At 38.3% G+C, this 25,830-nt stretch carries 18 protein-coding genes; all 18 read right to left on the reverse strand.

The window, feature by feature from the left end; all coding sequences use genetic code 11:
- Positions 1 to 115: 115 nt before the first annotated feature.
- A complete protein-coding gene (locus C8C76_RS01805) occupies positions 116 to 538 on the reverse strand; it encodes a WxcM-like domain-containing protein (RefSeq protein ID WP_108138102.1) in 423 nt (140 codons plus the stop codon).
- Positions 539 to 565: 27 nt separating this feature from the next.
- A complete protein-coding gene (locus tag C8C76_RS01810) occupies positions 566 to 3,241 on the reverse strand; it encodes a GH36-type glycosyl hydrolase domain-containing protein (protein ID WP_108138104.1) in 2,676 nt (891 codons plus the stop codon).
- Between the two features lie 47 nt (positions 3,242 to 3,288).
- On the reverse strand, positions 3,289 to 4,149 hold the full coding sequence (locus tag C8C76_RS01815) for a carbohydrate ABC transporter permease (RefSeq protein ID WP_108138106.1): 861 nt from the start codon (positions 4,147 to 4,149) through the stop codon (positions 3,289 to 3,291).
- A gap of 11 nt (positions 4,150 to 4,160) precedes the next feature.
- A complete protein-coding gene (locus C8C76_RS01820; protein WP_108138108.1) occupies positions 4,161 to 5,072 on the reverse strand; it encodes a carbohydrate ABC transporter permease in 912 nt (303 codons plus the stop codon).
- Between the two features lie 71 nt (positions 5,073 to 5,143).
- Positions 5,144 to 6,403 (reverse strand): ABC transporter substrate-binding protein, encoded by a 1,260-nt coding sequence (locus C8C76_RS01825; protein ID WP_108138110.1) that lies wholly within the window; start codon positions 6,401 to 6,403, stop codon positions 5,144 to 5,146.
- Between the two features lie 284 nt (positions 6,404 to 6,687).
- Positions 6,688 to 7,716: a LacI family DNA-binding transcriptional regulator gene (locus C8C76_RS01830; protein WP_108138112.1), complete on the reverse strand. Its 1,029-nt coding sequence runs from the start codon at positions 7,714 to 7,716 to the stop codon at positions 6,688 to 6,690.
- A 182-nt stretch (positions 7,717 to 7,898) separates the two neighbouring features.
- Entirely contained in the window at positions 7,899 to 8,978 is a 1,080-nt protein-coding gene (locus C8C76_RS01835) for a GGDEF domain-containing protein (RefSeq protein ID WP_108138114.1), read from the reverse strand.
- 81 nt (positions 8,979 to 9,059) lie between these two features.
- Entirely contained in the window at positions 9,060 to 10,433 is a 1,374-nt protein-coding gene (locus C8C76_RS01840; protein ID WP_108138116.1) for an MATE family efflux transporter, read from the reverse strand.
- A gap of 49 nt (positions 10,434 to 10,482) precedes the next feature.
- A complete protein-coding gene (locus tag C8C76_RS01845) occupies positions 10,483 to 11,754 on the reverse strand; it encodes an MFS transporter (protein ID WP_258222402.1) in 1,272 nt (423 codons plus the stop codon).
- 373 nt (positions 11,755 to 12,127) lie between these two features.
- Positions 12,128 to 13,462: a GntP family permease gene (locus tag C8C76_RS01850; protein WP_108138119.1), complete on the reverse strand. Its 1,335-nt coding sequence runs from the start codon at positions 13,460 to 13,462 to the stop codon at positions 12,128 to 12,130.
- Between the two features lie 42 nt (positions 13,463 to 13,504).
- Entirely contained in the window at positions 13,505 to 14,653 is a 1,149-nt protein-coding gene (locus C8C76_RS01855) for a glycerate kinase family protein (RefSeq protein WP_108138121.1), read from the reverse strand.
- A 116-nt stretch (positions 14,654 to 14,769) separates the two neighbouring features.
- Complete coding sequence (locus C8C76_RS01860) at positions 14,770 to 15,741, reverse strand: D-2-hydroxyacid dehydrogenase (protein ID WP_108138123.1); 972 nt, start codon at positions 15,739 to 15,741, stop codon at positions 14,770 to 14,772.
- On the reverse strand, positions 15,732 to 16,406 hold the full coding sequence (locus tag C8C76_RS01865) for a flavodoxin family protein (RefSeq protein WP_181248128.1): 675 nt from the start codon (positions 16,404 to 16,406) through the stop codon (positions 15,732 to 15,734). Before C8C76_RS01865 ends, C8C76_RS01860 begins: the two co-directional genes overlap by 10 nt.
- A 116-nt stretch (positions 16,407 to 16,522) precedes the next feature.
- On the reverse strand, positions 16,523 to 17,641 hold the full coding sequence (locus C8C76_RS01870) for a Wadjet anti-phage system protein JetD domain-containing protein (RefSeq protein ID WP_108138127.1): 1,119 nt from the start codon (positions 17,639 to 17,641) through the stop codon (positions 16,523 to 16,525).
- Entirely contained in the window at positions 17,613 to 22,097 is a 4,485-nt protein-coding gene (locus C8C76_RS01875) for a hypothetical protein (protein WP_108138129.1), read from the reverse strand. The genes C8C76_RS01870 and C8C76_RS01875 overlap by 29 nt, the downstream gene beginning before the upstream one ends.
- Complete coding sequence (locus tag C8C76_RS01880; protein ID WP_108138131.1) at positions 22,075 to 22,854, reverse strand: DUF6063 family protein; 780 nt, start codon at positions 22,852 to 22,854, stop codon at positions 22,075 to 22,077. Before C8C76_RS01880 ends, C8C76_RS01875 begins: the two co-directional genes overlap by 23 nt.
- Position 22,855: 1 nt before the next feature.
- Positions 22,856 to 24,346 (reverse strand): hypothetical protein, encoded by a 1,491-nt coding sequence (locus C8C76_RS01885; RefSeq protein WP_108138133.1) that lies wholly within the window; start codon positions 24,344 to 24,346, stop codon positions 22,856 to 22,858.
- A gap of 221 nt (positions 24,347 to 24,567) precedes the next feature.
- Positions 24,568 to 25,554 carry a 3-dehydro-L-gulonate 2-dehydrogenase gene (gene yiaK / locus C8C76_RS01890; RefSeq protein WP_108138135.1) on the reverse strand — a complete coding sequence of 329 codons (987 nt, stop codon included), beginning with the start codon at positions 25,552 to 25,554 and terminating at the stop codon, positions 24,568 to 24,570.
- Positions 25,555 to 25,830 lie beyond the last annotated feature (276 nt).

Below are 25,830 nucleotides of genomic sequence, written 5' to 3' on the forward strand. Positions count from 1 at the left end.
CATTCTGAAGATTTTTATTATAATTAAAATTAGTGATGCTCTATTACTATTTACTTACATTTTATGGTAACTATCATATTTCATTTGACGGTATCCGATTTGCCCTTCTTAAAAACTAAGACAGACTTTCGCTGAGCTCAACTAGCCGCTGCTGCTGTTTCTGGTTTAAATCAATTTCGGGAGAATTACTGAGATCTGTATCCTGGTTTTCTACTATTAAAACCATCGCTTCTTTACTCAGGGTGTGGGTATGCCAGACTGATTTTTTGACATTATAGAGCTTAAATGGCTCCATCTTTTGAGCCTGAATATTCTCAACTTTTTCCTCCCCTTCGGCCAGAAAGAGAGTACATTCTCCTTTGAGCAGCACAAAAACTTCGTCTGTCTGATTGTGTTTCTGCATCTTATCTATATTTTCCACCAAAAGCTCTTCACAGTAATTTAAAACGGCTACCCGCCAGCTATTGAAATCAATAACTGGCTGATATCCTTCTTCTGTATAGCTTTTGATTTCAATTAATTCTTCTTTAGCTTTCATATTATCACTTTCCTGCTGAATTAATTTTTAATTCAAAACTACCTCTAGCTTTAATTCTTCTTCCGCACTCTCACTAATTAAACTGCGCTCAACAACTGCCGCTCCAGCTTTATTCTCAAAGTTTACTGTCTGTCCGTTAATTTTAACTTCCTGAACCTGGTAGTCATCTACTTTAAGCTGATTTGAATTGAGATAAGTAATATTTAATAGCTTATCAGCAAAGATAGTTTTGATTGCTGCCTCACCCTGTGCATCAAAGTGAGATTTAAGCAATTTCGGATCAAGCACTAGATTACCCAGCTCACCTCTAACACCAAAAATCTGAGTTACCTCAGTTAAAAGCAGCCAGCTGGCACTACCTGTCAGATAAGGATACATTCCGCGTCCCCGCTGATTGATGTATTCAGGAATTCCAGGGTAGGTTCTGCTGGTATCAAAATCCTTACAGTGCTGATAGATATAATCTATCACTTTGTGGCCGGCCTCGGCAAAACCCTGCTTATAGAGGGCGTTGCTGTACATTACTGCCATATGACTGAACATGGCTCCATTTTCTTTGTGCCCGTAAGCAAAACCAAATAGGCGGCCCAGATTGGTCTTTAATTCTTTAAAATCGGTATTTAAACGATAACCACCAACACTTAAATCCTTAAGATACTTATCAGCAGAGTCAACAACCTGCTGGATCTGATCTTCGTCAGCTACACCTGCCATCACCGGGAAAACCTGCCCGGTTAGAGTCATTCTGATTCCTTTGGGGTGGTCACCTTCCAGACGCTGGCCGTCATCATCATAGTAGCCGTTGTAAAATTTGTCGCCGGCCTCTGTTTCAATCCATTCGTTCTGATTTAAATGTTCAAAAATTGACTGACCTTTGCTTTCTAAATCACTTATCAGCTCAGTTAAATCAACTTCTATTTTGCGTCCACTAATCCCCTGGCTGCAGGTCTGTCGGTAATCACTGAGAACTTTTCTCTTGTAATCAACTGACCCATAGTTAAAATCTCTTTCGATTGTATCCAGCAAAATGCTAAGTTCTTCTGCTAATTCAATTTTTTCAAGGTCTTTCTCTGCTGCTAGAGCTTTTAAAAGTTCAGCCAGCTCAAGTAAGTTGCTGCCATATAGAGCTGTAAAAGCTACACTTTCTCCTCTATTTTCAGCCATATCCAGACCGTCATTCCAGTCACCATTTTTAAGCAGGAAGTTATTATGTTCTCCCACATCAAAGAAATGAGTTAGATGCTGAACCAGAAAGTGCTCAATTACAGTCCCCTGATAAATTTCATCATTCTGGTCTTTCAGTTCACTGCCTTCTTCAAAATAGCTCTGTTCTTTTAGTAAAAAGTCTAAATCTCCGCTCTGGTCAATATATAATTTAGTTGTGATTAAAGGCCAGGCACCGTGATCCATCCAGACTCTTTTGATATTATTTCGATCAGCCTTAAATTCACCCGGTTCAGACCCGATAATAGTTGCATTACTGCCGTCAATTCTGACTCCGGAGAAATTATTGTACAAAAGATCGCTTACAGGTTCCGGCTCCATTAAAAGCAGTGCCAGACAGTCCTGCCAGAGATCTCTCCAGCCGCGACCTCCACGTCCATAGTCATGACTGGGTAAAAATGAGCAGCCATAAATCCGACGTAAAATCGGCTGTAGAGTTACCCACTTCATCCACTGATCAAATTCACGATCAGCAGAGTTAAAATCAACTACACTGAGCTTCTGCTCCCAGAACTCTTTGTTTTCTGTCAGATATTTTTCAAATTTCTCCTGACTGCAGTATTTAGCTGCCAGTTTGTCATAATCAACTTCCTCTTCTGCTATAGAAATTGCAATAACATAAGCTGCTTCTGCTCCTGCTTTAAGAGTTATCTCTTCAAATTTTAGAGCACCGACTGTTTCGTAACCATCAATTTCTGCACCGGCTTTGAGATAGTCATCTGAACTCAAAACAACAGCCTCCGGCCACTCTAAACTACCTCCATCACCAATATAATCTTCAAGCACAGGAAAAAAGCCAACTGGTGCCTTTCCATCTGCTTCTGCTCCCAGAACCGCATAACTTACCTCGTTCTGCTTGTGTCCCCGCTCATCAAAAGAGAGAGTCGGTTTAACAACAACTCCATTTTCTAAAGTCTTAGTTCTGTGTAAAAGTGAAGTTACATGTCTGTGATCTCTTAAGTTATCGGCTGAGCGTCCATAAATTGGTACTGCCGCTGTCGGTTCAATTTTTAGCGCTTCATCACCTGTATTTTTAACTTTAACCTGCATTAATTCTAATGTATCTGAATTGGTTGGGACAAAGTTTGTTATTTCAGCTTTTAAATTTAAGTTTTCATTTGTTCTGGTAATTTTATGCCAGAGTAATCCTGCCTCAAGCTCAACATCCTCTTCTTCGCCGCTAAATTGTTTTGCAAATTGAGCAGCAGAATTTCCTGAAACCGACCAGATATTCTGCCCATTAACTTTAAGCCAGAAGTTTCTGGCTGATTTTGTATTGTGCAGATCCTCTAAAGAGACCGGTCTCATGGCAAATGTGTTCTGTCCGGTCTTAATATCTCCGTGTAGACGCGGTGTAATTGCTGACATCATTTCCGCTTCATTGGCCAGCGGAAAATACAGATATTTACTCTGATCTGCATTTTCAACTTTAAATTCTCCGTTCTCTCCAATAAATTTCCATTTATCAAGTTTTTTCATATTTATGACCTACCTTTATAAAAAATATTATCTCCTTAAATTAGTTATTAACCTTTGATTGAACCTTCAGTAATTCCAGCAATAAACTGTTTTGAAGCCAGCATAAAGACTCCAATAATCGGGGCAATTCCCATTGCTGTTCCGACCATCTGAGCTCCCCAGTTCTGATCAACCTTACCTCTGAGCATTGATAATGCAACCGGAATTGTATACTTAGCTTCACTTTCTAAAACAAGTAGAGCCTGCATATAGTTATTCCAGGATCCAAGGAAAGTTAAGATTGCCAGTGTTCCCAGACCAGGTAAACTTAAGGGTAAAACTATTTTATAAAACATTTCAAACTCACCAGCACCATCGATTCTGGCTGCCTCCATTAATTCATCCGGTATATCTTCCATAAACTGGGTCATCAAAAAGATACCAAATGCATTAGCAGCTCCAGGAATGATCAGCGGCTTAAAACTGTTCAACCAGCCAAATTCGGTCATCATAATATACCAGGGGATTACTCCTAAAAGCATCGGAATCATCATTGTAGATAACATTAAAAAGAACAACTTGTTCTTACCTTTAAATTCATATTTAGCAAAACCATAACCGCCCAGTGCACAGAAAAACAGAGTTAAAACTGTAGCTGAAGTGGAAACGATTAAACTGTTTAAAATGTTTTTGTAAAATGGTAGACTGGCCATTAATGAATTATAATTTTCAGCCAGACTGTCTCCAAACCAGAGTGGCGGTGGATAAGAAAAGATCTCTGATCTACCTCTAGTTGCCAGGACAATCATATAGAAAAATGGAAATAGTGTTGCTAAAACTCCGAACAGTAACACTGTATATAATAATATTTTTTTAAATAACTTCATGAACTTACCTGAACTCTGACCTGCATAATTCTTCTTTTTCATTCTCTTTCCTCCTAAATTTCCCTGCGGAAATATTTATTAAAGATTATCGAAGCAATTACAATAAACACACACAGCACATAGGCAATTGCACTACCGGTACCAAACTCTGTCCAGCCAAAAGCTGTCTGATATAAATACATTGCTGTTGTTAAACCAGCACGATTAGTACCTCCCATTGCTCCTAATAAGATTATTGGTTCATCAAAGATCTGCATATTTCCGATAATCGACATCAGCATAGCAAAGAACATAATTGGGCGTAACAAAGGAAGAGTAATCTTGAAGAAAGTCTGCCTTGTACTTGCTCCATCGATCGAAGCCGCCTCGTAAATGCCATTAGAAATTTTTTGCAAACCTGCATAATAAATAATAATATTCCAGCCGGTAAAGCGCCAGGTCAATAGTGCTGCCACCGAAGGGCGAATAAAGTTTGGATCACTAAGCCAGCGAATAGGGGATGATATATTTAATAATTCCAGTAAGTTTCCGATTAAAGGTAGACTTAAAAGTCCATTCAAAGTAGCGTTCAAAATTCCAAAAGGCGAACCAAAAAGGGTTGTAAAAATCATAGCTACAGCTACCGGGGCTGTAATGTAAGGTAAAAAATAAGCGGTTCTAAAAAATTCTTTAAACTTAACCATACCTCGATGTAAAATAAAGGCAAAACCAATAGCAAATACATGCTGGGGAATAGTTGTCATAATTGCAATCGAAAGTGTATTAAAGATTGACTGCCAGAACCAGGGATCTGTCAGTACAAACTGATAATTTTCAATGCCGACAAAACGCATGGCACTCATTCCATCCCAGCGGAAAAAACTTAAATAAAGTGAAAATAAGATAGGAAAGGCTCCAAAAATAAAAAATAATATAAAAAATGGTGAAATAAAGACATAGGGTGCGTGTTTTTTCTTTAGTCTCATTTTAATGCTCCTTAATTATTGATTAATAAAAAGGGGCCTGCATGCAAGCCCCTTTTTAATTATAGTTATAATTATCTTCTAATTCTTCTTTCGATTAATGTTTCAGTTTCATTAAGTGCTTCTTCTGGAGTTTTATTTCCTTCTAATACTTCTCCTAAAGCATTACCCATCATATCCATTACAAATGAATCATGCTGATTGGTGTTGATAGCAGGAATATTCAGGATTGTTTCTTTCCAGACAAGTCTAGCTTTCTGTCCACCATAGAAGTCAATTTCTTCTGCAAATGCTTCGTGGTCATAAAGATCTTCGATAGTTGGGAACATATCAGCTATTCTAAAGTTGCTCCACTGAACAGCTCTATCAGTAGCCATAAATTCGATGAACTTCCAGGCTGCTTCCTTGTTGTCAGATGATTTAGGAATACCAGCAAAAGATCCACCCCAAGGTCCGTCATATCCTTCTGGGAAAGAAGTAACTCTCCACTTACCTGCTGTTTCAGGTGCAATCCACTCTTTTAAGTGGCCGCCCAACCAGGCACCTGAGGGCTGCATTAAAACCTGACCTTCTCTTAAAACAGTAAACCATTCGTTTGTCCACTCAGAAATCTCTGCATCTAAGCCCATATCTCTAACTTCTTTTGCTGTTCTGAAGGCTTTCAAAAAGCGAGGGGAATTAATAACTAATTCTCCGTTTTCATTAAAGAATCTATCTGTGCTGCTGCCGTTAACCATCATTGTGTAGATATTGGCAACATCACCGATTAACCATCTGTTTTCACCGGATTCTGTAAATTTCTTTCCAACTTCAATCCAGTCTTCGAAAGTCTTGATGTCCTCGATATCAACACCAAGTTCTTCTAAACGATCATGTCTGTAAAAAATTGTTCCTGGAGCAACATCAGTTGGCATTGCTACTAATTGTCCGTCCTGAGTAGTTGCCTGAGCAAATGGATAACCCACTAGCTTGTCTTTATACTGATCTCCATTATATGGCTCCTGACTTAAATCAACAAAACCACCTCTCGCAGCTAAAGTTGAAATATACTGATCTTCTAAATAAGCTACATCGGGAACTTCTCCACCGGCAGCTAATCTAGTCAGTAAATTATCATGGTGGTCTTCAATTGCTGCTAACTGAAGCTCAACATTAATGTTTGGATATTTGTCATTAAATAGTTCTACTGCTGCTTCAAAAGACTCATCAGCCCAGGTACCAACTGTAATTGTTACCTCTTCGTCCTGCGCCATTACTGAAGCAGAGGCACTAAACAATAAAACACCAATAACTGCTGCCATTACAACTAAACTAAAAATACTTTTTCTCTTCAATTTTCTTCCTCCTAATAATTATGTTTTTATGAATCTTTTAATATAAACGCTGCTCATTTTGAGCCTTATATAACTTATGATTATTCTAAATACCGGGAGCGGTCCCTCTATAATAGGAGAGATTTAGTTTTATTTTACCACTGATTATCTGCTTAGCTTAAGAGCTCTCTTAAAATTATTAATCAGTTAATTGATAAAACTTACTAAAAGCTTTTCGGGAGTGCTCCCAAATCTATTAAAAAATATAATTTTACTCTTATAGTAAAATTATATATCAAACAATATTAATCTAACTTGCTGGTGGAATCTCTTTCAATTAATTCCATCTGAAAAATTACATCTTCAGTATGCGAATTGCTGGCTTCTCCATTTAATTTCTTAATTAATTTCTCCATCCCCAGGTAACCCATCTCAAAAGCAGGCTGTGCCAGAGTAGTTATCGGTGGATCCATTAAAGCAGCCATTTCTATACCATCAATTCCAATAATTGAAACATCTTGGGGCACTCTCAGCTCCATACTCTTTAGAGCTTTAAGACCTCCAATAGCCATCATATCTGAAGAATAAAAAATAGCTGTTACTTCAGGATGTTCAGTCATCAGCTTTTTAGTAGCCTGATTGGCTTCTTCTCGGGCAAAATAACCGGGATAAATTATCTCATCTTTAATCCCTGCCTCTGCAAGTGCTTTTTGGTAGCCTTTGACTCTATCTCTAGAAGCATCAGAAGAAGCAACATCTTCACCCTTAATATGAGCAATTCTTTTATGACCCAGATCTATTAAATATTTTGTAGCCCTGTAACCGGCATCTACATTATCAGCATTCAACTTGGGTATTTTTTCATTTTCTATTTTTCGATCAACAACTACAATATCGAGATTATGAGTTGCTAAGTTGTTTAAATAACTATCAAGTCTTTTTTCACTACCACCACTGATCATTAAAATTCCATCAACTCGTCCTTCTTCGAACATCTGGATACACTTTAATTCTTCTTCAACTACCCAGTGACTATTGGCCAACATCATATTGTAGTTGGCTTCCATAGCCTTTCTTTCAGCTCCCTTAACAAACATTGCAAAAAAAGGATCAGTTATATCTGAAATTACGAGACCAATTGTTTGAGTTTTTTTACTGGCCAGCCCTTTGGCTGAACTGTTTGGTTTGTAATTTAGATCCTTAATTACTTTTGAAACCTTTTTGCGAGTTGAATCTTTAACTCCAGCTTTGTTATTGATTACTCTGGAAACAGTACTCTTAGAAACACCTGCCTCATCAGCAATCTTATAGATATCAATATTTTTATTTTTCATTATTTGCCTCACTTTTCAACTAAAAGGATTTAGTTTATTCCCGGGAGCGGTCCCAGAAGGTAATATAAGTATAGTACATGCTTTTTGCTTTGTCAAGCTAATTTTCGAACAATTTTAAATAATTTCCTATTTTTTTCAAATCAAATTCTAAATTTTTAGTTAATTTTATTAATTTAAGCGGATCAGGCAACTGTATATCTTGCTTTACCATCCTCTTTGGATTTATATAAAATATCATCTACTCGTTTGAATAAAGGCTGAATTTGATCACCTTTTTTTAGTCTGCTCAGTCCAGCACTAACAGTAATTGAAATATCCATTCTCTGGCTGAGCTTTTCGACATTTTGATAATAAGTATCCAGATTTTTTTGAGCTTCAACTTCATTTTTATAACAGATCACTGCAAACTCATCACCACCCCAGCGTGAAATCAAAGAATTCTGAGGCAGTGTTCTCTCCAGCTCTGCTGCAAGTTTAATTAAAACCTGATCTCCAATATCATGTCCATAATTATCATTGATTTCTTTAAAATTATCTATATCAAATAAAATTAAGGTTATCGCTTTATCCAGATGCTGCTGTTCTTTAAAAATATTTCTGATTTCCTGGTCAAATGCCCGGCGGTTATATTTTTTAGTTAGAGGGTCACGATTTGCCAGATTTTTTAATTTTTTGTTTGCCAGACGGAGTTTTTTAGTTGAAAGACCAAGCTTGCTTTTTTCCTGGTTGTAGGCATTGGCAAACTGCAGTAACAAAAGATAAGAAGCCAATAACACAATTGGAGTCTGAACAAGTTTATCATAAAATTGAGATTCTTCACTGTGAGAAATCAAAAGCTCAGGGTAAAAATATTCTAAAGAGAACATTAACATAAATACAGCTACTAAGCTAAAAATCAGGTTGTTTCTTAATTGAAAGCGCTTGAACAAAAAAGTTATTGAAATCAAAATCAAAAATATGTAGGAAAGACTATTATTATTACTTCCACCAGATTGAAACCAGGAAAAAGGTAAAAAAATAAAGATTAAAAAAAGATAATAACCCAGTTTTAAATAATAAACCTTAAAAACTTCTTTTCTAATAAACATTAAACTAAAAAAAGAAATTCCAGCCATTACAATCCACTTTAGATTTATAATCAGACTAAAACCAATCAGGTAATTTATAACTATATTCAGCAGAGAAATTATTATCCCAAAAAGTAAGATAATCTTAAATATTTGATTTTCTAAATTATCATTGAGCTCATAATCTCTCTGCATAATAACTACTCCCTGCTTTATCTATTTAATTACTGTACTATATTATTTCAACAAATATTCAGTTTTTCCTTTTATTAAAACCTAAATTGCCTTTTCTTCCTTCCATTTCCCTTTTTTAAACCAGATTCCACCAATAATTGCACTTAAAAGGTTGGACATAAACATTCCCCACCAGATACCATTGGTTCCCAGTTGAAAATATCCAGATAAAATTCTGGCTAAAGGAACTCTAAAACCCCAGAGGGCCACTACAGCCAGCACCATAGCAGCAACCGTATTACCAGCCCCTCTAAAAGAACCTCCAATTACTATTCTGACCCCTAAAAAGCCAAAAGATAGACCAACAATTTTTAGAAACGCAACTCCGATACTTATTACTTCAGGATTGTCATTAAAGACTGAAATAATCTGAGCCGGAAATATTTGAGTTATTAAAATCAGGGCAGTCATCAGAGCAAAGGTCAAACCAACTGCAGTCCAGGCAATTTTTTCAGCCCGATCAGCATCATCAGCTCCCATAGTCTGTCCGACCATCGTTGTAGTCGCCATTGAAAGGCCACGCATCGGCATCATTACAACTGATAAAATTCTGTTACCAATACCATAAGCAGCCACTGCCAGAGTGCCAAACTCAGAAACTATTCCCATTAAAAAGGTCATACCCAGAGCAATAATTGACTGTTCTGCTGCCGAAGGAGTTCCCAGTTTTATTATCAGCTTTTGAACCTCAAAGTCAGGAACTAAATTTCTGGCCTTGAGTTTTATTCCTTTTTTGCCCTCAAAAAGCAAATAAACTCCATAAATACCGGCAAGGGCTCTCGATAATACTGTAGCAATAGCAGCTCCTCTAACTCCAAGCTGCGGAAAAAAGCCCCAGCCTAATATTAAAAAAGGGTCCAAAATAATATTAAATAAGGTTGAAAAAACCATCATTTTCATTGGAGTTTTGGTATCCCCAACTCCTCTTAAAAGGGCAGTAAAGACAAAAAAGATAAACATAAAGGCAACACCAGCAAAAATTATATCCAGATAGGCCACCGCATCTGTCATAATATTTTCGGGTGCTCCTATCCAGCCCAGAATTGTCCGATCAAAGATAAAACCGGTTGTTCCAAAGATTATTGAAAGAAAAATGACAAGAGTAAAAATCTGGCCGGCTACATGGTCAGCCATCTCTTTATTATCAGAACCAGTGTACTGGGCCACCAGAGTTGTTCCAGCGATGGTCATTCCTCCCCCAATTGAAATTAATAAAAATACTAAGGGAAAACCAACAGATATCGCCGCTACCGAATCGGCTCCAAGTCTACCAACCCAGAAGGTATCAGCCAGATTATATAAAACCTGCATTGTATTACCTACCATAATCGGCCAGGAAAGTTTAAAAAGTGTTTTTGGAATTGAATCATTTAAAATCGCTTCTCTATTATCCGGATTCTTTTTTATTTTTTTCACCTTAAATCATCTAATTTATATTATTGTTAATTAAATTAAAATAACTGTTTTAAGTTTTATTTTCTAGACTTTTATTATCTTTAATAACCACAACAGCAAGAATTAAAACTGCAGCTGAAGCTAAAAATATTCCAACTTTAAACATTGTCGGAATGCCAAAATTATCGATTAAATAACCACCTAAAAGACTGCCGATAATTCCCGCTGCTCCAAATGCTGACATCATAGCAACACTTTGAGCAGTTGTTTTTAAAGCTGCCGGAGCTACAAGCTTGACATAATAGCGAACTGTTACCAGAAAAACGCCAAACGAAAGTGACTGCAGCATACCAAAGAAAAGAAAATATACCGGTGATGTGGCCAGAGCAGCAATGATAAACCTCACGAGATAAAAGAAAGCTGAAAATAGCAGCAGAGAATTAGTTTTATATTTTTCTAAAAAATATTTGGCTACAAAAAAGATTGGTGCCTCACTTACAGCATTAAAAAAAAGTGTATAACCCAAATCAGTTGAGTTTCCTCCCACTGATTTAATGATCGGAGCCAGGTAAACAAAAACCATCTGGTTGGGGATGAAAATCATTAGGGTTATAAATAAAATAAAGATATAATCCGGATTCTTAAAAAGTCTCATTATGTTTTTATCTTCAAGCTCAGCTTTGATTTCAGCATCTTTTTCCAATTTTTTCGAATGATTCGTGTCAATATTTTTATCATTTTCTTCATTCTCATTTTTATGAAGTTCATCGTAACTATTATCTTCAAGACTAAAAGCAATTACAATTACAATCAGGGCTATTATTCCATAACTCAAAAAATGAGCCCGCCAGCCAAATCTTTCAATTACCTGACCAAAAACTGTAACAATTACTGCAAAACCAATCGATCCCCAGGCCCGCATAAAACCATAATTATGAGCAGTATGAGCTGAAGTTTCTAAAATCCAGCTGTCAAGTACAGACTGCTGCGGCTCCCAGAGAAAGCCAACCACCCCTATTGAAATTGCCAGCATCAAATCTCCATAAAAAGTTAATGGAGTTACAAAAACCGCCATTAGAAACATAGAAGTCAAAAATACAATCTTTCTGCTTTCCAGACGGTCACAAATATAGCCAACAATCGGAGGTCCAATCAACCCCATAAAGGTTCTAATCGACATCAGGGTTCCAATCCGCATATTACTGTAACCTAAATCTGTAAGGTAATAAACTAAGTAAGCACCATAAATAGCCCAGGTGCTCCAGAAGAAAAACTGTAAAAATGAAAATTCAGTTATTATTTTATATGAATCATTCTCTTTGATTTTTTTAATTAAATTCAAATTTGGTACCGGGTACTTGGATAATTTTGGAGATATTCTTAAAGAACCCGATTACTCCTTTCTTCAGTAAAATATTAATTGATTTGTTAATTGGCATAATTTAATTTAAGTCTTTAATTAACCATCTTATTTATATAATACTGGAGAATAAGCCAAAAACCTTTAATAAATTGAAAATAATTATAAATTAAAAGTGAAATCAAAAAGTTTAAATTATCTATTGTTAAAGTAAAAAACTCGATACCAATACTATGATATCGAGCAGTTCATATCCTTATGTATATTAAAACACTAATTTATTAATAATAAATCAACATGAAAGGCAGACACTGATTATCTAAGTCAGTATCTGCCTTATAACTTAATTTTCTTTCTAAATAAAAAACATTGATAGAAGAGCAACAAATAAGATTGTTACAACTCCCTGAACTAAGGTTGCAGTCGAATAGGCCTTATAGGCTGTATCAGTATCCATATTAGAAAACTGACTTACAACCCAGAAGTAACTGTCATTCGCGTGAGAAACTGTCATCGCCCCAGCACCAATTGACATAACAACCAGCGCTTTTGCTACAGAAGCATCAAGCCCAAGTGAAGGCAGCATTGGAGCTAATAAAGCTGAAGTTGTAATAATTGCCACTGTAGATGATCCCTGTGAGGTTTTTAAAGCAGCTGCAATTATAAATGGTAAAAAGATGCCGAGATTATATGTTGAAAGAACTTCTCCTAAATAGCTTCCGATTGGAGTTGATTTTAAAACCTGACCAAAGGCCCCACCAGCACCAGTAATCATGATGATAGTAGCGGCATTAATAAGTCCCTTTCCTACCCAGTCATTGATATATTCTTTATCAAATGATGGAAGCAATCTAAAAGCAATGAAAACTCCAAGCAGTAAAGCAACCGTTGGATCTCCAATAAAGACTAGGAAAGTCTTTATATTACCTGTTCCAAATATATTTGCAGGAAACTCTGCAATTGATTTTAAGGTAATTAAAAGTATTGGCACTACAATCGGAGCAAAGGAATCAAAAACAGAAGGTAAATTAACCTCACTTTCTCCATCATCTATCTCTATATCAGCATCAACCCAGTATCTGGAGGCAAATTTTGTTGCCCAAAGGTAACCTGCAAGTATTGCTGGAATAGAAACTACTACACCAAACATAATTACCAGACCCAGATCTGCACCAAGATTACCGGCAGCAGCAATTGGACCTGGAGTAGGTGGAACTAGAGTGTGGGTTGCATAGAGTCCAGTTGAAAGAGCAACAGCCATAGTTGCCATTGAAATTTTAGCCTTTTTAGCCAGTGATTTATTTAGGGATGAAAGAATAACAAAACCGCTGTCACAAAATACAGGTATCGAAATAATTGCACCAGTGATAGACATTGCCAGAGCTGATTTTGCTTCTCCAACCCAACCCAATACAGTATTGGCCATTGTCAGTGTTCCCTTTGACTTTTCCAGAATTGTACCAATTATAGTTCCTGCAATAATTACAATTCCGATATAGCTTAATATTCCACCAAAACCACTTGTAACTGTGTTTACAACTTCAATTAAAGGCATTCCCGATAAAATTCCAACACCAAATGAAGCAAGCAGTAAAACTAAAAATGCATGTAGATTAACCCTTGCTGTCATATAAATAATAAATATGATAGCAGCAACTAAAATCACCAACAACATTGGACCTTGTACCATTTTTATTATCCCCCTTTATTTATATTATCAGGACGAATAATATTAATTTTTTCCTAACCCCCTTTGAATTTGAATTGTCCTGATTATTTGTTCACTTAAATTAGCCAGAAGTTCAGGACTTCTTTCGACAATCTGATTTAATTCAGATGGGCGATCTATAATAGAAAAATAAGAATTAATTCCGTGTTCTAATACTTTTTCTACTCCGCTGCCTAAAGTACCAGCAACTGCAATTACCGGAATATCTTTTTTAGCAGCACTGCGGGAGACTCCAACAGGTGTTTTTCCATAAATACTTTGTCCATCAAGCATGCCTTCTCCTGTAATCACTAAATCAACATTTCTTAAGCGGCTTTCAAAATCTATTATATCAAGCACAATATCTACTCCTGCTTTTAATTCTGCATCCAAAAAAGCCACCAGTCCAGCTCCAAGTCCACCGGCGGCACCTGCACCTGGGATCTGATTTGTATCCTTATTAAGCTCATTAATTACAATCTGATTGAAGTGACGCAAATTTTGATCCAGTATTTCAACCATTTCTCTATCAGCACCCTTTTGGGGAGCGTAGACATAAGCTGCTCCATCTTCACCATAAAGAGGATTATCTACATCACAGGCAACCATAATTTCGACATTCTTTAATCTGGAATCCAGTTTTTTTAAATTTATTTTTTCAATTTGATCTAAGTTTCCACCACCAAAGGCTACCTGGTCACCTTCAGCATCAAGAATTTCTGCTCCTAAAGCCTGGGCCATCCCTACCCCGGCATCATTAGTCGCACTGCCGCCAATTCCAATAATAATTTGCTTAACCCCATGCTCCAGCGCTGAGTCAATTAACTCACCGGTTCCATAGGTAGTTGTTTTTAAGGGGTTCTTTTTTCCCTCCGGTACTAAAGGGAGGCCAGAAGCAGCTGCCATTTCGATCACTGCAGTTTTTCCATCACCGAGCAAACCGTAAAAAGCCTCAACTTTATTTCCCAGCGGTCCTGTTACCTCTTTTTCTATAATTTCACCATCGGTTGCATCGACTAAAGATTGAACTGTACCCTCACCACCATCAGCCATCGGCAGTAAGTCAACATCTATTTTAGAGTCAAAATTATGTATTCCACGCTTTATATTTTCAGAAACTTCCATTGCTGTTAATGAGCCTTTAAAAGAATCAGGAGCTACCAGTATTTTCAATATTATCGCCTCCAGACAAATTTTCTAAAAATTCACTATATTAAGTATAACAAATTAAAAATTTTATTTCCAGTCTTTTTAAAAAATGTTACTTTTATTAATAAAAGTAATTATTATTAGTTAACCTGGTTGATTGGATTACCCTCTAAAAAATTCTTTAAGTTTTGAACCACAGTTTTCATTAGCCTCTCTCTTGCTTCCAGAGAAGCCCAGGCTATATGAGGAGTAACAATTGCCTTCTCAGAATTTAAGAGCGGATTTGATGCTGCCGGGGGTTCAGTTGAAAGCACATCAACTGCAGCAGTTTTAACTTTTCCTGATTCCAAAGCAGCCGCCAGATCTGATTCCACAATCAAGCCACCTCGGGCAGTGTTGATTATAATTACTCCCTCTTTCATTTGAGCAATGCTAACTTTATTAATCATACCCTCAGTCTCCTCGGTCTGAGGACAGTGCAGGCTGATTACATCTGACCTTCTGTAGAGGTCCATTAAATCTACAAATTCTACCTTATCCGTTTTTACTGCTGGATCAGCTTTCTTTTTCTCAGGACTGCGGTCATAAGCAATAATCTCCATCCCAAAAGCTGAAGCAAGTTCTGCTGTCCGCTGGCCGATACTGCCAAAACCAATGATCCCCAGCGTCTTTCCCTGCAGCTCAATTAATGGGTAATCCCAGAAACAAAAATCATCAGCCTCAGTCCAGGCTCCACTCTTGACAGCCCGGTTGTGCTCACCAACATGGTGGCAGGTTTCCAGAAGCAGGGCCAGCACAAACTGAGCCACTGTATTGGTTCCATAAGTGGGCACATTGGTGACCACCACCTCATCCTCTGCTGCCGCCTCAACATCAACTACATTGTAGCCGGTGGCCAGTACTCCTATGTATTCAAGCTCCGGCAGAGCCTTAATTATCTCCCGATTTAGGGGAGTCTTATTTGTTAAAAGAATTGCTGCTCCCTGAGCTCGTTCCAGTATTTTTTCTTCCGGAGTCCGCTCATAAATTTCTACATCTCCTAATTTTTTAATTCCTTCCCAGCTTATGTCACCGGGATTTAAAGCAAAACCATCCAGTACTACTATTTGCATTTTTCTTCAGCCCCTTTCTCAGCCTGTATTTCCCGCAGTTCTTCACAAATAGCTTTAATTTTAGAATAATCTGTTTCTTCTCTTAACTTCTGCTCTGATAATCGCTTACGCTCCAGCTCTTCAGCTTTTACCGGAAGATTATAAAAATTCTTCAGTCCGCCTACCTGACAGAGATGTCCATAACCACAGTCAAAGCAGGCATATTCTCCTCTGATTTCAATTTTTTCTATAATCTTCATTCTGGCATCTTCCAAAAATTCTGTACAATCCTGTATAACTCCGCTGGAGTCACCATCACCGCTGACTCCAATTAAAACAGCAGGCTTATCTGCCAGCGGAAAATATTCATTGTGGCGGGTACTAAAACAGATCCTTTCCCAGAAGGCTCTACCCTTAGCATTCATGCCTCCCCAGTATTCCGGAGCTCCAAACACAATTCCTTCTGCCTCCTGCATAGCCTCGGAAATTTCATTGAGCCGATCATTTTTAACACAGCGATGAGATTCAACACAGCCATTACAGCCATCACAGCTTAATATTTCAAAATCTGATAATGAATAAAAATCATAATTTTTATTAGCGGCCTTAAGTACTGTTTTTATCACTGTTTCTGTTACTTTATTTTTCCTGCCTGCACTTATACCAATCCATTTAGCTTCACTCACTCTTTGCCTCCTTATAATTCTCCCCGATTAATAACAAAAGCTTCTATTCCTCACCACTGCTTAAATGATAACAAATAGAAGCTTAACTTTCTATCTTATTTAATAATTAAATTAATCTATGCAAAGCATTTTTTATAAACTTCCAGTGTCAGAAGCTCCTGCGGTAGCCTGAGGTCATTTTCCCAGGCCTGTTTCAGCTCTGCTGCCAGCTCATTATATCCCTGTTCTTCAAATTCGGTCAGTACCTGAGCCAGAACTTTTTGATTTTTATTCTGCCGCTTATGACAGGGATAAAAATTATCTGACTCCTCTACCAGCAGCTGATAATACTCTCCCAGAAGTTTAATCTTAAAATCAGGATATTTATTTCTCAAAGCCACATAAATTGCGAGTCCTTCCGGATCCAGGTCACCGGCATAACAAATATTTAAAGCTTCAAGCCGCTGCTGACGCTGCCTGGTCTTAACTTCTACAGCCTCCAGACCCAGCAGCTCCTCTAAAAAAGAAAAGCTTCTGATAATTCTTTTACCCTGGCCGTAAATTACAGTATCAAAATCTCGAGCAAAAATATCAATCCCGGCTGCCAGAGCTTTTTTGGCACCGATAAAGGCTGAATGATTTTCCATAACCAAAATATTATTGATTTGAGCTGGATCTACTGACCAGTAGACAAATAGATGATTGTACTGCTGAGCCTTTAAGTCAGCCAGGCTTAAATTTAAATTACTCAAAATCTTTTTGCCTGCAGTCCGGCTCAAAAATTTCTCATCTGCAAAAAGCTCCAGGGATCGCTCCTCCCGGCTGGCCGATTCTCGCTCAGATTTAGTTTTCAAAAAATCAGCCAGGCTAAATAATTTCTGCTTTAGCTCCTCTGTCTGCTGAACTGGCCTTTTAAGAAAATAGCTTAAATCAAGCTGGCGGGAGAGCTGTAAAATATCTTTATCCGACCAGCCTTCCACCTCTTCTTTAAGCATAGTCCAGCGTTTTTTTAAACGAGGCTGCCGCTGATTGAACTCAGAACTTTTGATTGCTCTAATTCGCTCTTCAATTTCCATCTTTTTTAGAAGCTGATATAAATTCTGATAACCACCGGCTGCCTGATAGGCAGTAGCTCCTCCCAGTCTAGCTTTAATAAAATTTTCAAAATCAGCCAGCTGAAAGCGGAGCCTGCCCGCAAGCTCATCCTTTTTATATTTTTCGAACAATCTAATCCATTTTTGCTCGTCTTTCACCATAAATCACCTGTCCCTTGACAACACCCTGGTTGCGCTCAGTGTCACCGATCTCCAGTGCCCAGAAAACAGGAAAGCGCTCCGAAATTTCAGTTTTGATAATCTCCGGTGCAGCAAAGGCAACCAGCTGGAAATTAAGCTTATCGGCAATCTTAAAGATTGGATCCAGCACATGAGCTGCCGAAGCCTTACCAAAGGGATTATCCAGAAAAAGCACTGTCCAGGGATTTGACTTATCAAAACGCTGTTTTTTGTAATTTAAAAGCATCATCATCATGAAGGCATTGATCGAAAGTGACTGACCACCACTGCCCTCAGGTCCATTCCCCTTACCCTGAATCACTGATTCCCAGTCAGAATAGAAATAATCCTGGGGACGGGCATGGATAAATTCATTTTTTTCGGTCATTTTATAGACCTGGAGCACAGGATAGCGGCCGCGCAGTGCTCTTGAGAAAAGAGCGGCATCTCCACAGTATTCCTTGAGCTTATAATCCGGCAGCTGCTCAACATCAATTTCCTCCCGGTTAAATTTATTGATCAGCTCCAGGAAATATTCCTTCAGCTCTGCAATTACCTCCTGCCCATCATCAGGCAGCAGATCATCCCGGCGCAGTCTGACCAAAGGAAAGGCATGACCCCGCTGATTGTGGTAGACCATATTGCTGATCATTTCCTTCATCGAAGTAATCAGCCGCATCACATGAATTGCCGAGCGCTCAGCCCACTGCTGTCTGGCCTCTTCTGCCTCCGTTTTGTTGCGGTCAATTGTGTTCAGCTCATTATTTATATATTCCTTAAAGGAATTCAGCATCTCATAGTTATACTGATAATCACTGGCGCGAAAGTTATGGAGCAGTTTTTCGTTGATGCTGTTTTTTAAGGTGATATTTTCCACCACATCTTTGACATCATTTTTAAAATGATAGAAATTATCTTCAGTCTTTTCCCGGAGAGACTTAAGCTTATTTTCAATAGCGCGGTAGTCATTCTCCCAGTTCTCGATAACTGCTGCCGGGGAATCCTTAAGTTCTTCTTTAACTCCGGCATTGAGTTCACCCTTTGCTGCCTCCAGCTGATAATATTCCAACTTATTGCTGAGGTTATTATAGATCTGTATTTTTTCCTGATAATTTAAAATCATCTCTTCCAGCTTGGAGAAATAATCCCTATTTTCACTCAGCTCTTTTTTTATTTCCAGCTCCTTAATATTTAGCTCTACTTCCTCCCAGCTCTGAACCGAGCGCTGAAAACGACCTTTAATTTCAGCTGCCTTCTCTTCCAGCTCATTTTCTCTTGATTCCAGTTGGCCGCGGCGGACCAAAATATCTTCCTGCAGGTTCTGAGCCTGCTTTTGGAGCTTTTTAAGCTGCTCACTTATTTCCTCCAGAGCAGTCTTAAGCTGACTCTGATTTTTGAAACCATAATCACGCTCTTCCCAGTCAGCAGAGATCTGAGTCAGTTCTGATTTCAGCTCATTAATATCTTTCAGCAGCTTCTGCAGCCCTGCCTCCAGGTATTTAAGTTCAGCTGCCTTTTCCTCTTCTTTTTTCTGGAGTGAAATCACTTCCTCGTAGTTTAGATAACACTGATGCTGCTCAAAGGCAAAAAGCTCAGGATACTGCTCCCGGGGAGCAATGTTAAGCTCCTCTTTTCTAAATTCACTTTTCAGTTCAACCTGCCTGTCACTCAGCATTTCATTTAAGCTGCCGGCAAAGTCCCGCAGAGCCTGCAGCCAGTTCTCATAATTATTTTCCAGCCGCAGCTCTTCTTTCTGCCTCTTTTTCTGCTCTTTTTTATTATCTCCAAGCAGTCCCTCCAGCCGCTCTATCTCAGCCAGCGCTTCCTGATAGTGGCTTTCTTTCTTTTCCAGCTCCCTTTTTGCCTCCAGATAGTCTTTAACCTGCTTTTGATTTTCTTGAAGCTCAGTTAATTTTTTCTCTTTTTGCTGATATTCTTTGTTCAGAGAATTGATTTTTTCAGCTGTATTTTTAATCCTCTGCTCATATTTCTTGATTTCTGCCTGCAGAGATTCCAGTTTAGATTTCTCATTTCCCAATCTTATTTTGATTTCAGCAGCTGATTCTGCTGTCAGCATGGTCTCAGCCCGGTAGTTGAGCTGATTTAAGTTTTTGAGTTTTCGCTCCAGAATAGATATTGTCTCTCTAATCTCAGCCTCTTTGTTTTTTAAACCACTAAACCACTGCTCAAAATTCTTTTTATCCTCAGTAAAATTCTTTTCCGTACCGGTCAGAAGTTTAAAGGGAAGCTTAGAATCACTGCCGTTCAGCTGATGGTTGATAAAGATAGGTACAGCAAAGTGAGAAATCTCCTCTATAGAAATATTAGCCTTAATCTTTTCCCAGTCTGACTCATAAACTACCACCAGGCCATAAGGCAGCAGGGGATAGTCTTTTAGATATTTTTGCCGCTGCTCCACCAGTTCAAACAAAAATTCACTGCCGTAATAAACGCGAATATCGAGCTCTTTAATTTTCTGATAGAGCCTTTTCTGCTCCAGACTGGCCACCCAGTATTCTCTGTCATTTAGATTTAAGTCAAGCTGGAGCTCAAACTTATCTGCATTCAGCTCCTGCAGCCTTTCCTCTTTTTCGTTGATTAATTTTAAGAGTTCATTTTTTTGCTGCTGCAGCCACTGTTTACTGTAAAATTCCTCAAATTTATCAAGATTTAAACTTTTTAGAAGCTGAGAAAAGAGCTCTTCCTCAGATTCTTTCTGTTTTTGAAGCTCTTCTTTTAGCTTTTCGACCATAGTCTCTTGAGCGGCTGCTTTAACTGCAGTCTGCTGTTTTTCAGCCTGCAGCTTTTCTTTCTGTTCTTGCTGTTCTTTTAAAGCTTCTTCCAGCTTTTCCAGTTTAGAATTTAAATTAGCTATATCTTTATCCAAATTCTGCAGCAGATACTCCGGCGTTTCCAGCTCCAACGGGTTAAAAAAGTGAGCCAACTTTTCTTTTTCGGCCTCAAACTGCTGCTTCTCGTGCTCATATTTTAACTTAAACTGCTGCTCATCTCTAATTTTTTGTTCAATCTTATTTTCTTCAGCTTCCAGCTGCTTAAGTTTCTCTGCTAAATATTTCTGATAGGAATAATAATCAGCAGCTGAATGTTTAATTTTAGAGTTTAGATCAGCAATTTCTGCAGCTGTCTCTTCCTTAAGTTTCTTGATTTCTGTTTCCAGTTCCTTAAATTCAGTTCTCTCTTTTAGAGAATTTATTTTTTCTCTTTTTGCTTCGGCTTCATTCAGCAGCTCCTCTAATTTGAGATATTTCTGGTTCAGCTTTAACTGCAGCTCTTCTGCTTTTAGCCGCTCAAGCTGACTATCTAATTTCTGCTGCTCAACTTCGGCGCTTTCCTGTTCTGACTTAAGTTTATTTAAAGCCCTCAGTTTTTTAACATATTTTAAGTTTTCTGATTCAAAATTAAGCTCTTTAATCCGCTCTGCAGTCTTTTCTTTTTCTCGCTGACTGCGGCGCAGCTCATTTTCTAAAAAAGTCCTGCGGTCTGCAATCCCTTTCAAATAATTATTTCCTCGCTCTCTGATCATCTCCCGGGTTTCTTTAAGCTGCAGCCCCTGCTTAGCATCACTTAAGAGAGGGTCAACCATCTGGGAGAGAGTTTTTAAATCCTCGCGTCGGGATAAAAGCTCAGGCAGATTGCGGGCAATTTTTACATTGTCTACAAAAATATTGAGCAGCGAATTTTTTTCCCGCTCATTGTAATAACTGATGCTCTCACTGACAGCTGGAATAATCAACTGATCAAAAAGAGCCTTATTATCTTTTGCCTGCGAAAAATATTTCTCCAAACCTCCCTCACTGCGGTTGATATTTTTCATAATCTCCCACTCCGAACGATAAATCCCGTGGCTGCTTAAATACTGATAGTATTCCGAGTTAAGACTCGACACAGCTGTTTTGGAATATTTGATAAAATCAGCCCGATTTTGATCAATGAATTCTTCCAGCCGCTGATATTCCAGCACCTGATCACTGCTTTTAGTGTAAAGGGGCAGATTAGTCAGACTAAAACGGCTATTACCCTGATACTCATGAGTATAGAGAAAATATTTTAGACCAACTTTGCCTTCTTCATCAGTTGTGCTCTGCTGTTTGTGAGCGGAAACACAGATTCCGGTCAAAAGCTTTTTATCTTCACTGCCATCAAGCCGCCACTCCAGCACCACGTGGAAGGTATAAGGCTGAAAAACCTGATAGCGGTCATAAAACATTCCCTCCAGCTTATTTCCATTCCGCTTACCCCAGGCAGTTCCAGGAAGGAGGAGCTGAGAGATCAGCTGCAGCATAACCCCCTTACCACTGCCATTTTGCAGGGTAAAGAGACTGTGGTCAGATTCCAGATCAAAGATTGAGTTCCGGTGCTGTTTCTGAAAACCATCATATTTATTCCCTGTAATCCTAATTTTGCTCAGTCTGGGCATTCTGATCTTCCTCCTCTAGCTCTTTTCTGCTTTCTAAAATCAAATCCATAAATTTATTGTAGCGCTTCTGGCTGTGGTAGAGTTCATCCAGCCGTTCATAAAGCTCCGCTTTTGGAATCAGCTTTAGCTCATCACTCTGGTCAATAATCAATCCCTGTTCAGTTAAGGGTTTCAAAGCCGTGTTAATAAAAGAAAGTCGATTACCCTTAGTTCTGGTCACATCCACCTGCTCATCCTTATTCAGCCGATATTCGCTAAACTCAGTCAGCCAGAGCTCAGCCACCTCTTCCACGGCAATTGACCAATTTTGAGTAAAGGACTCATCTTCTTTTTTGCGCTCAAGCCAGCTCTCTAAAGTTGCGGTAACCAGGTCAGAAAGGCGGTGATAGGAGATTCCTTCCTCTTCCCAGCGTATCCGAACATGACTTTCTTTATCAATCTCAGCCAGAAAAATTGAAATAATGATATTGGCCAGATAAAAATAGCGCTTCCGCCTGAGGCCGGAATATTTTTCTTTCATCTGGGTATATGAATTAGCAAAACTTGAGCCTCTTGCCTTGGAGACAAGATGAACATTTTTGGCCGTTGAAAAAACTCTTAAACCCGCCTCAGCAGCCATGGTGTTGACGATATTATGTACCTCACTGTTAGTTCTGTACTTTTCAGCCAGCGGATCAGAGACTGAAAGAATCTCTTCTTCTAAAAGTTTGAAAAATAGGGCGGCTCCATTTTCGAGCTCTTCCTGTTTAAATGCCATTTTAATCTTCCTCCAGATAAATTTTATAGGGTGAAATAATAAACTGATCAAGTAGATTTACTTTTTTACTGCTGCCTGTCAGCCTGGCTGCGAGTTTTTTACCTTCCAGCTCAGCCAGTTTTGGCTCGGCTTTTACTAACTTATTGAATAAAAGCAGCCGCTCATCCAGTCCCGGATATTCTTCCACAATTTTAAGTCTAATATCGGTGATGATAAACATCATAAATAACTCCAGATTAATTGGCTGACTCAGCCATTTCTCTTTTTTGGCTGTGCTCAGCTGATTTAGTTCTGTCAGCTTAAATTCTCCTTTTTGCAGCAGCTCGTTAAAAACATCCTGCCAGAGTTCAACCGCAAGCTCCCAGTCTATTTCCCGCTCTGGAGCTGAGTCAATTTCTACTGTTTCTATTTCCCCTTCACTTTCTTCCAGATAGCTGTAAAGCTGTTGTTCAGACCAGGCCCAGTCTAGGGGAAAGATAAAGTTCTGCTTCGGTGAAAAAAATGGATTTAACATTTTTTCTAAATCATCAATTTTAGGTAAGCCAGATTTAACTACAGTATTCTGCCAGAAATCTTTTTTAAAACTCAGGCGAGAAGTCTGCCAGAAAATATCGGGATTTTCCCGTCTCAGCTGCAGCTCAAGTGACAGATTGGAAACTGTCAGTTCTGCCAGATAATCATGGAGAGCTCTTGCTCGCTCCAGTTCTTCAAATAGGAGTTCTCCTTCTTTCTGATCAACATTTTCAAAACTGTCCAGCCTGTCCCGCCAGACAAAAATATCACTGAAAACTTTTTTCTCTTCTTTAAACTGCTCCCTGACCTCAGCCTCAGTCCGACGTCGGCGCTCTTTGTAGGCTGAAAATATCAGGCCCGGATTGCGCAGTATATCCTCCCGCCAGTCCTTTTCCTTTTTGATCAAGTTGCGGACCCGGGCAATTAAATTGCTGACACTGCCTTTAGCTTCTTTAAAGTTACCGTTTTTAATCAGCTGCAGAGTATAAAACTGCTCCAGATCAAAACCAAACTCCTGCAGAATCTCCCTGGTAATAAAAATTATCTCCTGTGAAATCTCGGAGAGCCTGTAGACTGTGCTCCCACCTTCCTGCCAGTTGGAAGCCTCCCGGTCCGGAATCAAATAGCGGTATTTAAAATCTCTAAATCCTCCCGCTGTTTCATCATAAATTTTGACATGAAAATATGACTGCTGTTTGGGATCTCCCGAATAAAGAACTCCATCCACCAGTCTTTCAATTTCTTCCATATTTATATTAAGCTGCATTTCTTTTAAAATTTCAACAGTCAGCTGCAGCAAATCACTGCGGCTGCGCTGCTGATTATTATTTATTTCTCTTTTGAAAACCTTTAGCAGCAGGTAAAGAGAAATTTGATGGGAATATTCGTTAAGTGTGCCCACATCCATTCCCTGTCCCAGTTCTGCTATTGCTTTTGTCTTTTTTAAGCGCTCATGTAAACCTGTATTTGCCTGATCCATAAAACCCTCTCCAGAATAATTTTTAATTTGCTTTCATTTAATATTATTCTATTTAGGAGAGATTCTTCCTGCTTTTAGAACCAGATAATCTGAGTTTTAATATATTATGTATTTTGATTCACATATTTAATATAATCCAGATAATATTTTATTGACTTATCAAGATTTTGATAGACCAGCTTATCATTCTTCAAATAAGAAAGCTGTCCCTGAATTTTTGATTATAAACTATTGATCTTCTCCCAGACTTCTTCATTAACTGGGATTCCTTTTTCTAAATTTTCCTGTCTTCTTAAATAGGTTCTTTCCCCTGGATAAGTAGGTCTTTGTTCAGGATCAACTCTCTCAGCCGAATGAACCGAATCAACTGTCTGTTCAATTGTTTCTTCATTAATTTTATCTTCCATATCAAAAACCATAAACAGTTGAGAAATCGCATATTCTTTTTCTTTTTTCCCAATTAAAAAAGTATTTAAACCTCCAGAGAGTAGTGAAGCAAACAAATCAAACATCATTGAAAGCCCGGATCCTTTCCAGTAACCAGCTGGAAGCGGTCGCATTGATTTCAATATCTCTCCTGGATCAGTGGTTAATTCCCCTGCTTGATTATAGCCACCTGGATAGGGTAATTCCTTATTTCCCATCTCATATTTCCCCAGGGTTCCATAAGCATACTGAGAAACTGCCATATCTAAAACAATATGCTTTTTAGGCCGGGGAACTGCCATTACAAGCGGATTATTCCCAAGTTTTGATTCTTTTGCTCCCCAGGGTGGTAAATTAGGTAGTGTATTAGTAAAACAAATCGCCCCACAACCTGCTTCTGCTGCCTGCCAGCCAAAAGCACCTCCCCGCAGCCAGTGGTTTGTATTTTTCAGAGCCATAACTGCTATACCCTCTCTTTTGGCTTTTTCAATTGCTTTCTCCATTATCAACTGAGCATTTAAATTCCCGGGGCCCAGCTGTCCATCATATATTTCAATATTCCCATTAGTATCAACCTTTTTTGGCTCAGCCTTGATATCTATATAACCTTCGTCAATCATCATTATAAACTCGGGAAATCTATTAACTCCGTGAGACTGAAAACCATCCAGACTGCTGTCGGCAAAATTTTTGGCAGCCAGTTCTGCTTTTTTCTTCTCGAAACCTCGGTCCAAAAGAATTTCGAAAAATTTATCATATAGCTTCTGGTAGGAAATTCGCATTTAACTCACTCCTCAATTATTTTTCTGTACTTTTTAATCCTGATAAATTATTAATATTCTCTCATAACTATTATTCTTTTTAAGCAGTAAACTTCCTGCTTTATTGCTAAGATTATAATAGTTTAAGAGCACTGGTTTTCATTAAATTGAAGCTTTATATTTTTAAAAAACAAGGTTATGTAAAATTATTTTAGCCATTTAATAAAAGTAATAAAATAAATTTATTAGAAATATATGTGAATATAAGCAGGAATTATCCTCTTTATAGCAAATATA

Origin of the sequence: Halanaerobium saccharolyticum (assembly GCF_003053565.1) — a bacterium.
GTDB lineage: Bacteria > Bacillota > Halanaerobiia > Halanaerobiales > Halanaerobiaceae > Halanaerobium > Halanaerobium saccharolyticum_B.

Coding starts and splice junctions, on each gene's coding strand:
- C8C76_RS01830 (WP_108138112.1), bottom strand. CDS start 7,716: ATGAAAAATAAAAATATTGATATCTATAAGATTGCTGATGAGGCAGGT.
- C8C76_RS01810 (WP_108138104.1), bottom strand. CDS start 3,241: ATGAAAAAACTTGATAAATGGAAATTTATTGGAGAGAACGGAGAATTT.
- C8C76_RS01860 (WP_108138123.1), bottom strand. CDS start 15,741: ATGCAAATAGTAGTACTGGATGGTTTTGCTTTAAATCCCGGTGACATA.
- C8C76_RS01870 (WP_108138127.1), bottom strand. CDS start 17,641: ATGGTGAAAGACGAGCAAAAATGGATTAGATTGTTCGAAAAATATAAA.
- C8C76_RS01815 (WP_108138106.1), bottom strand. CDS start 4,149: ATGAAAAAGAAGAATTATGCAGGTCAGAGTTCAGGTAAGTTCATGAAG.
- C8C76_RS01875 (WP_108138129.1), bottom strand. CDS start 22,097: ATGCCCAGACTGAGCAAAATTAGGATTACAGGGAATAAATATGATGGT.
- C8C76_RS01835 (WP_108138114.1), bottom strand. CDS start 8,978: ATGCAGAGAGATTATGAGCTCAATGATAATTTAGAAAATCAAATATTT.
- C8C76_RS01820 (WP_108138108.1), bottom strand. CDS start 5,072: ATGAGACTAAAGAAAAAACACGCACCCTATGTCTTTATTTCACCATTT.
- yiaK (WP_108138135.1), bottom strand. CDS start 25,554: ATGCGAATTTCCTACCAGAAGCTATATGATAAATTTTTCGAAATTCTT.
- C8C76_RS01880 (WP_108138131.1), bottom strand. CDS start 22,854: ATGGCATTTAAACAGGAAGAGCTCGAAAATGGAGCCGCCCTATTTTTC.
- C8C76_RS01885 (WP_108138133.1), bottom strand. CDS start 24,346: ATGGATCAGGCAAATACAGGTTTACATGAGCGCTTAAAAAAGACAAAA.
- C8C76_RS01805 (WP_108138102.1), bottom strand. CDS start 538: ATGAAAGCTAAAGAAGAATTAATTGAAATCAAAAGCTATACAGAAGAA.
- C8C76_RS01850 (WP_108138119.1), bottom strand. CDS start 13,462: ATGGTACAAGGTCCAATGTTGTTGGTGATTTTAGTTGCTGCTATCATA.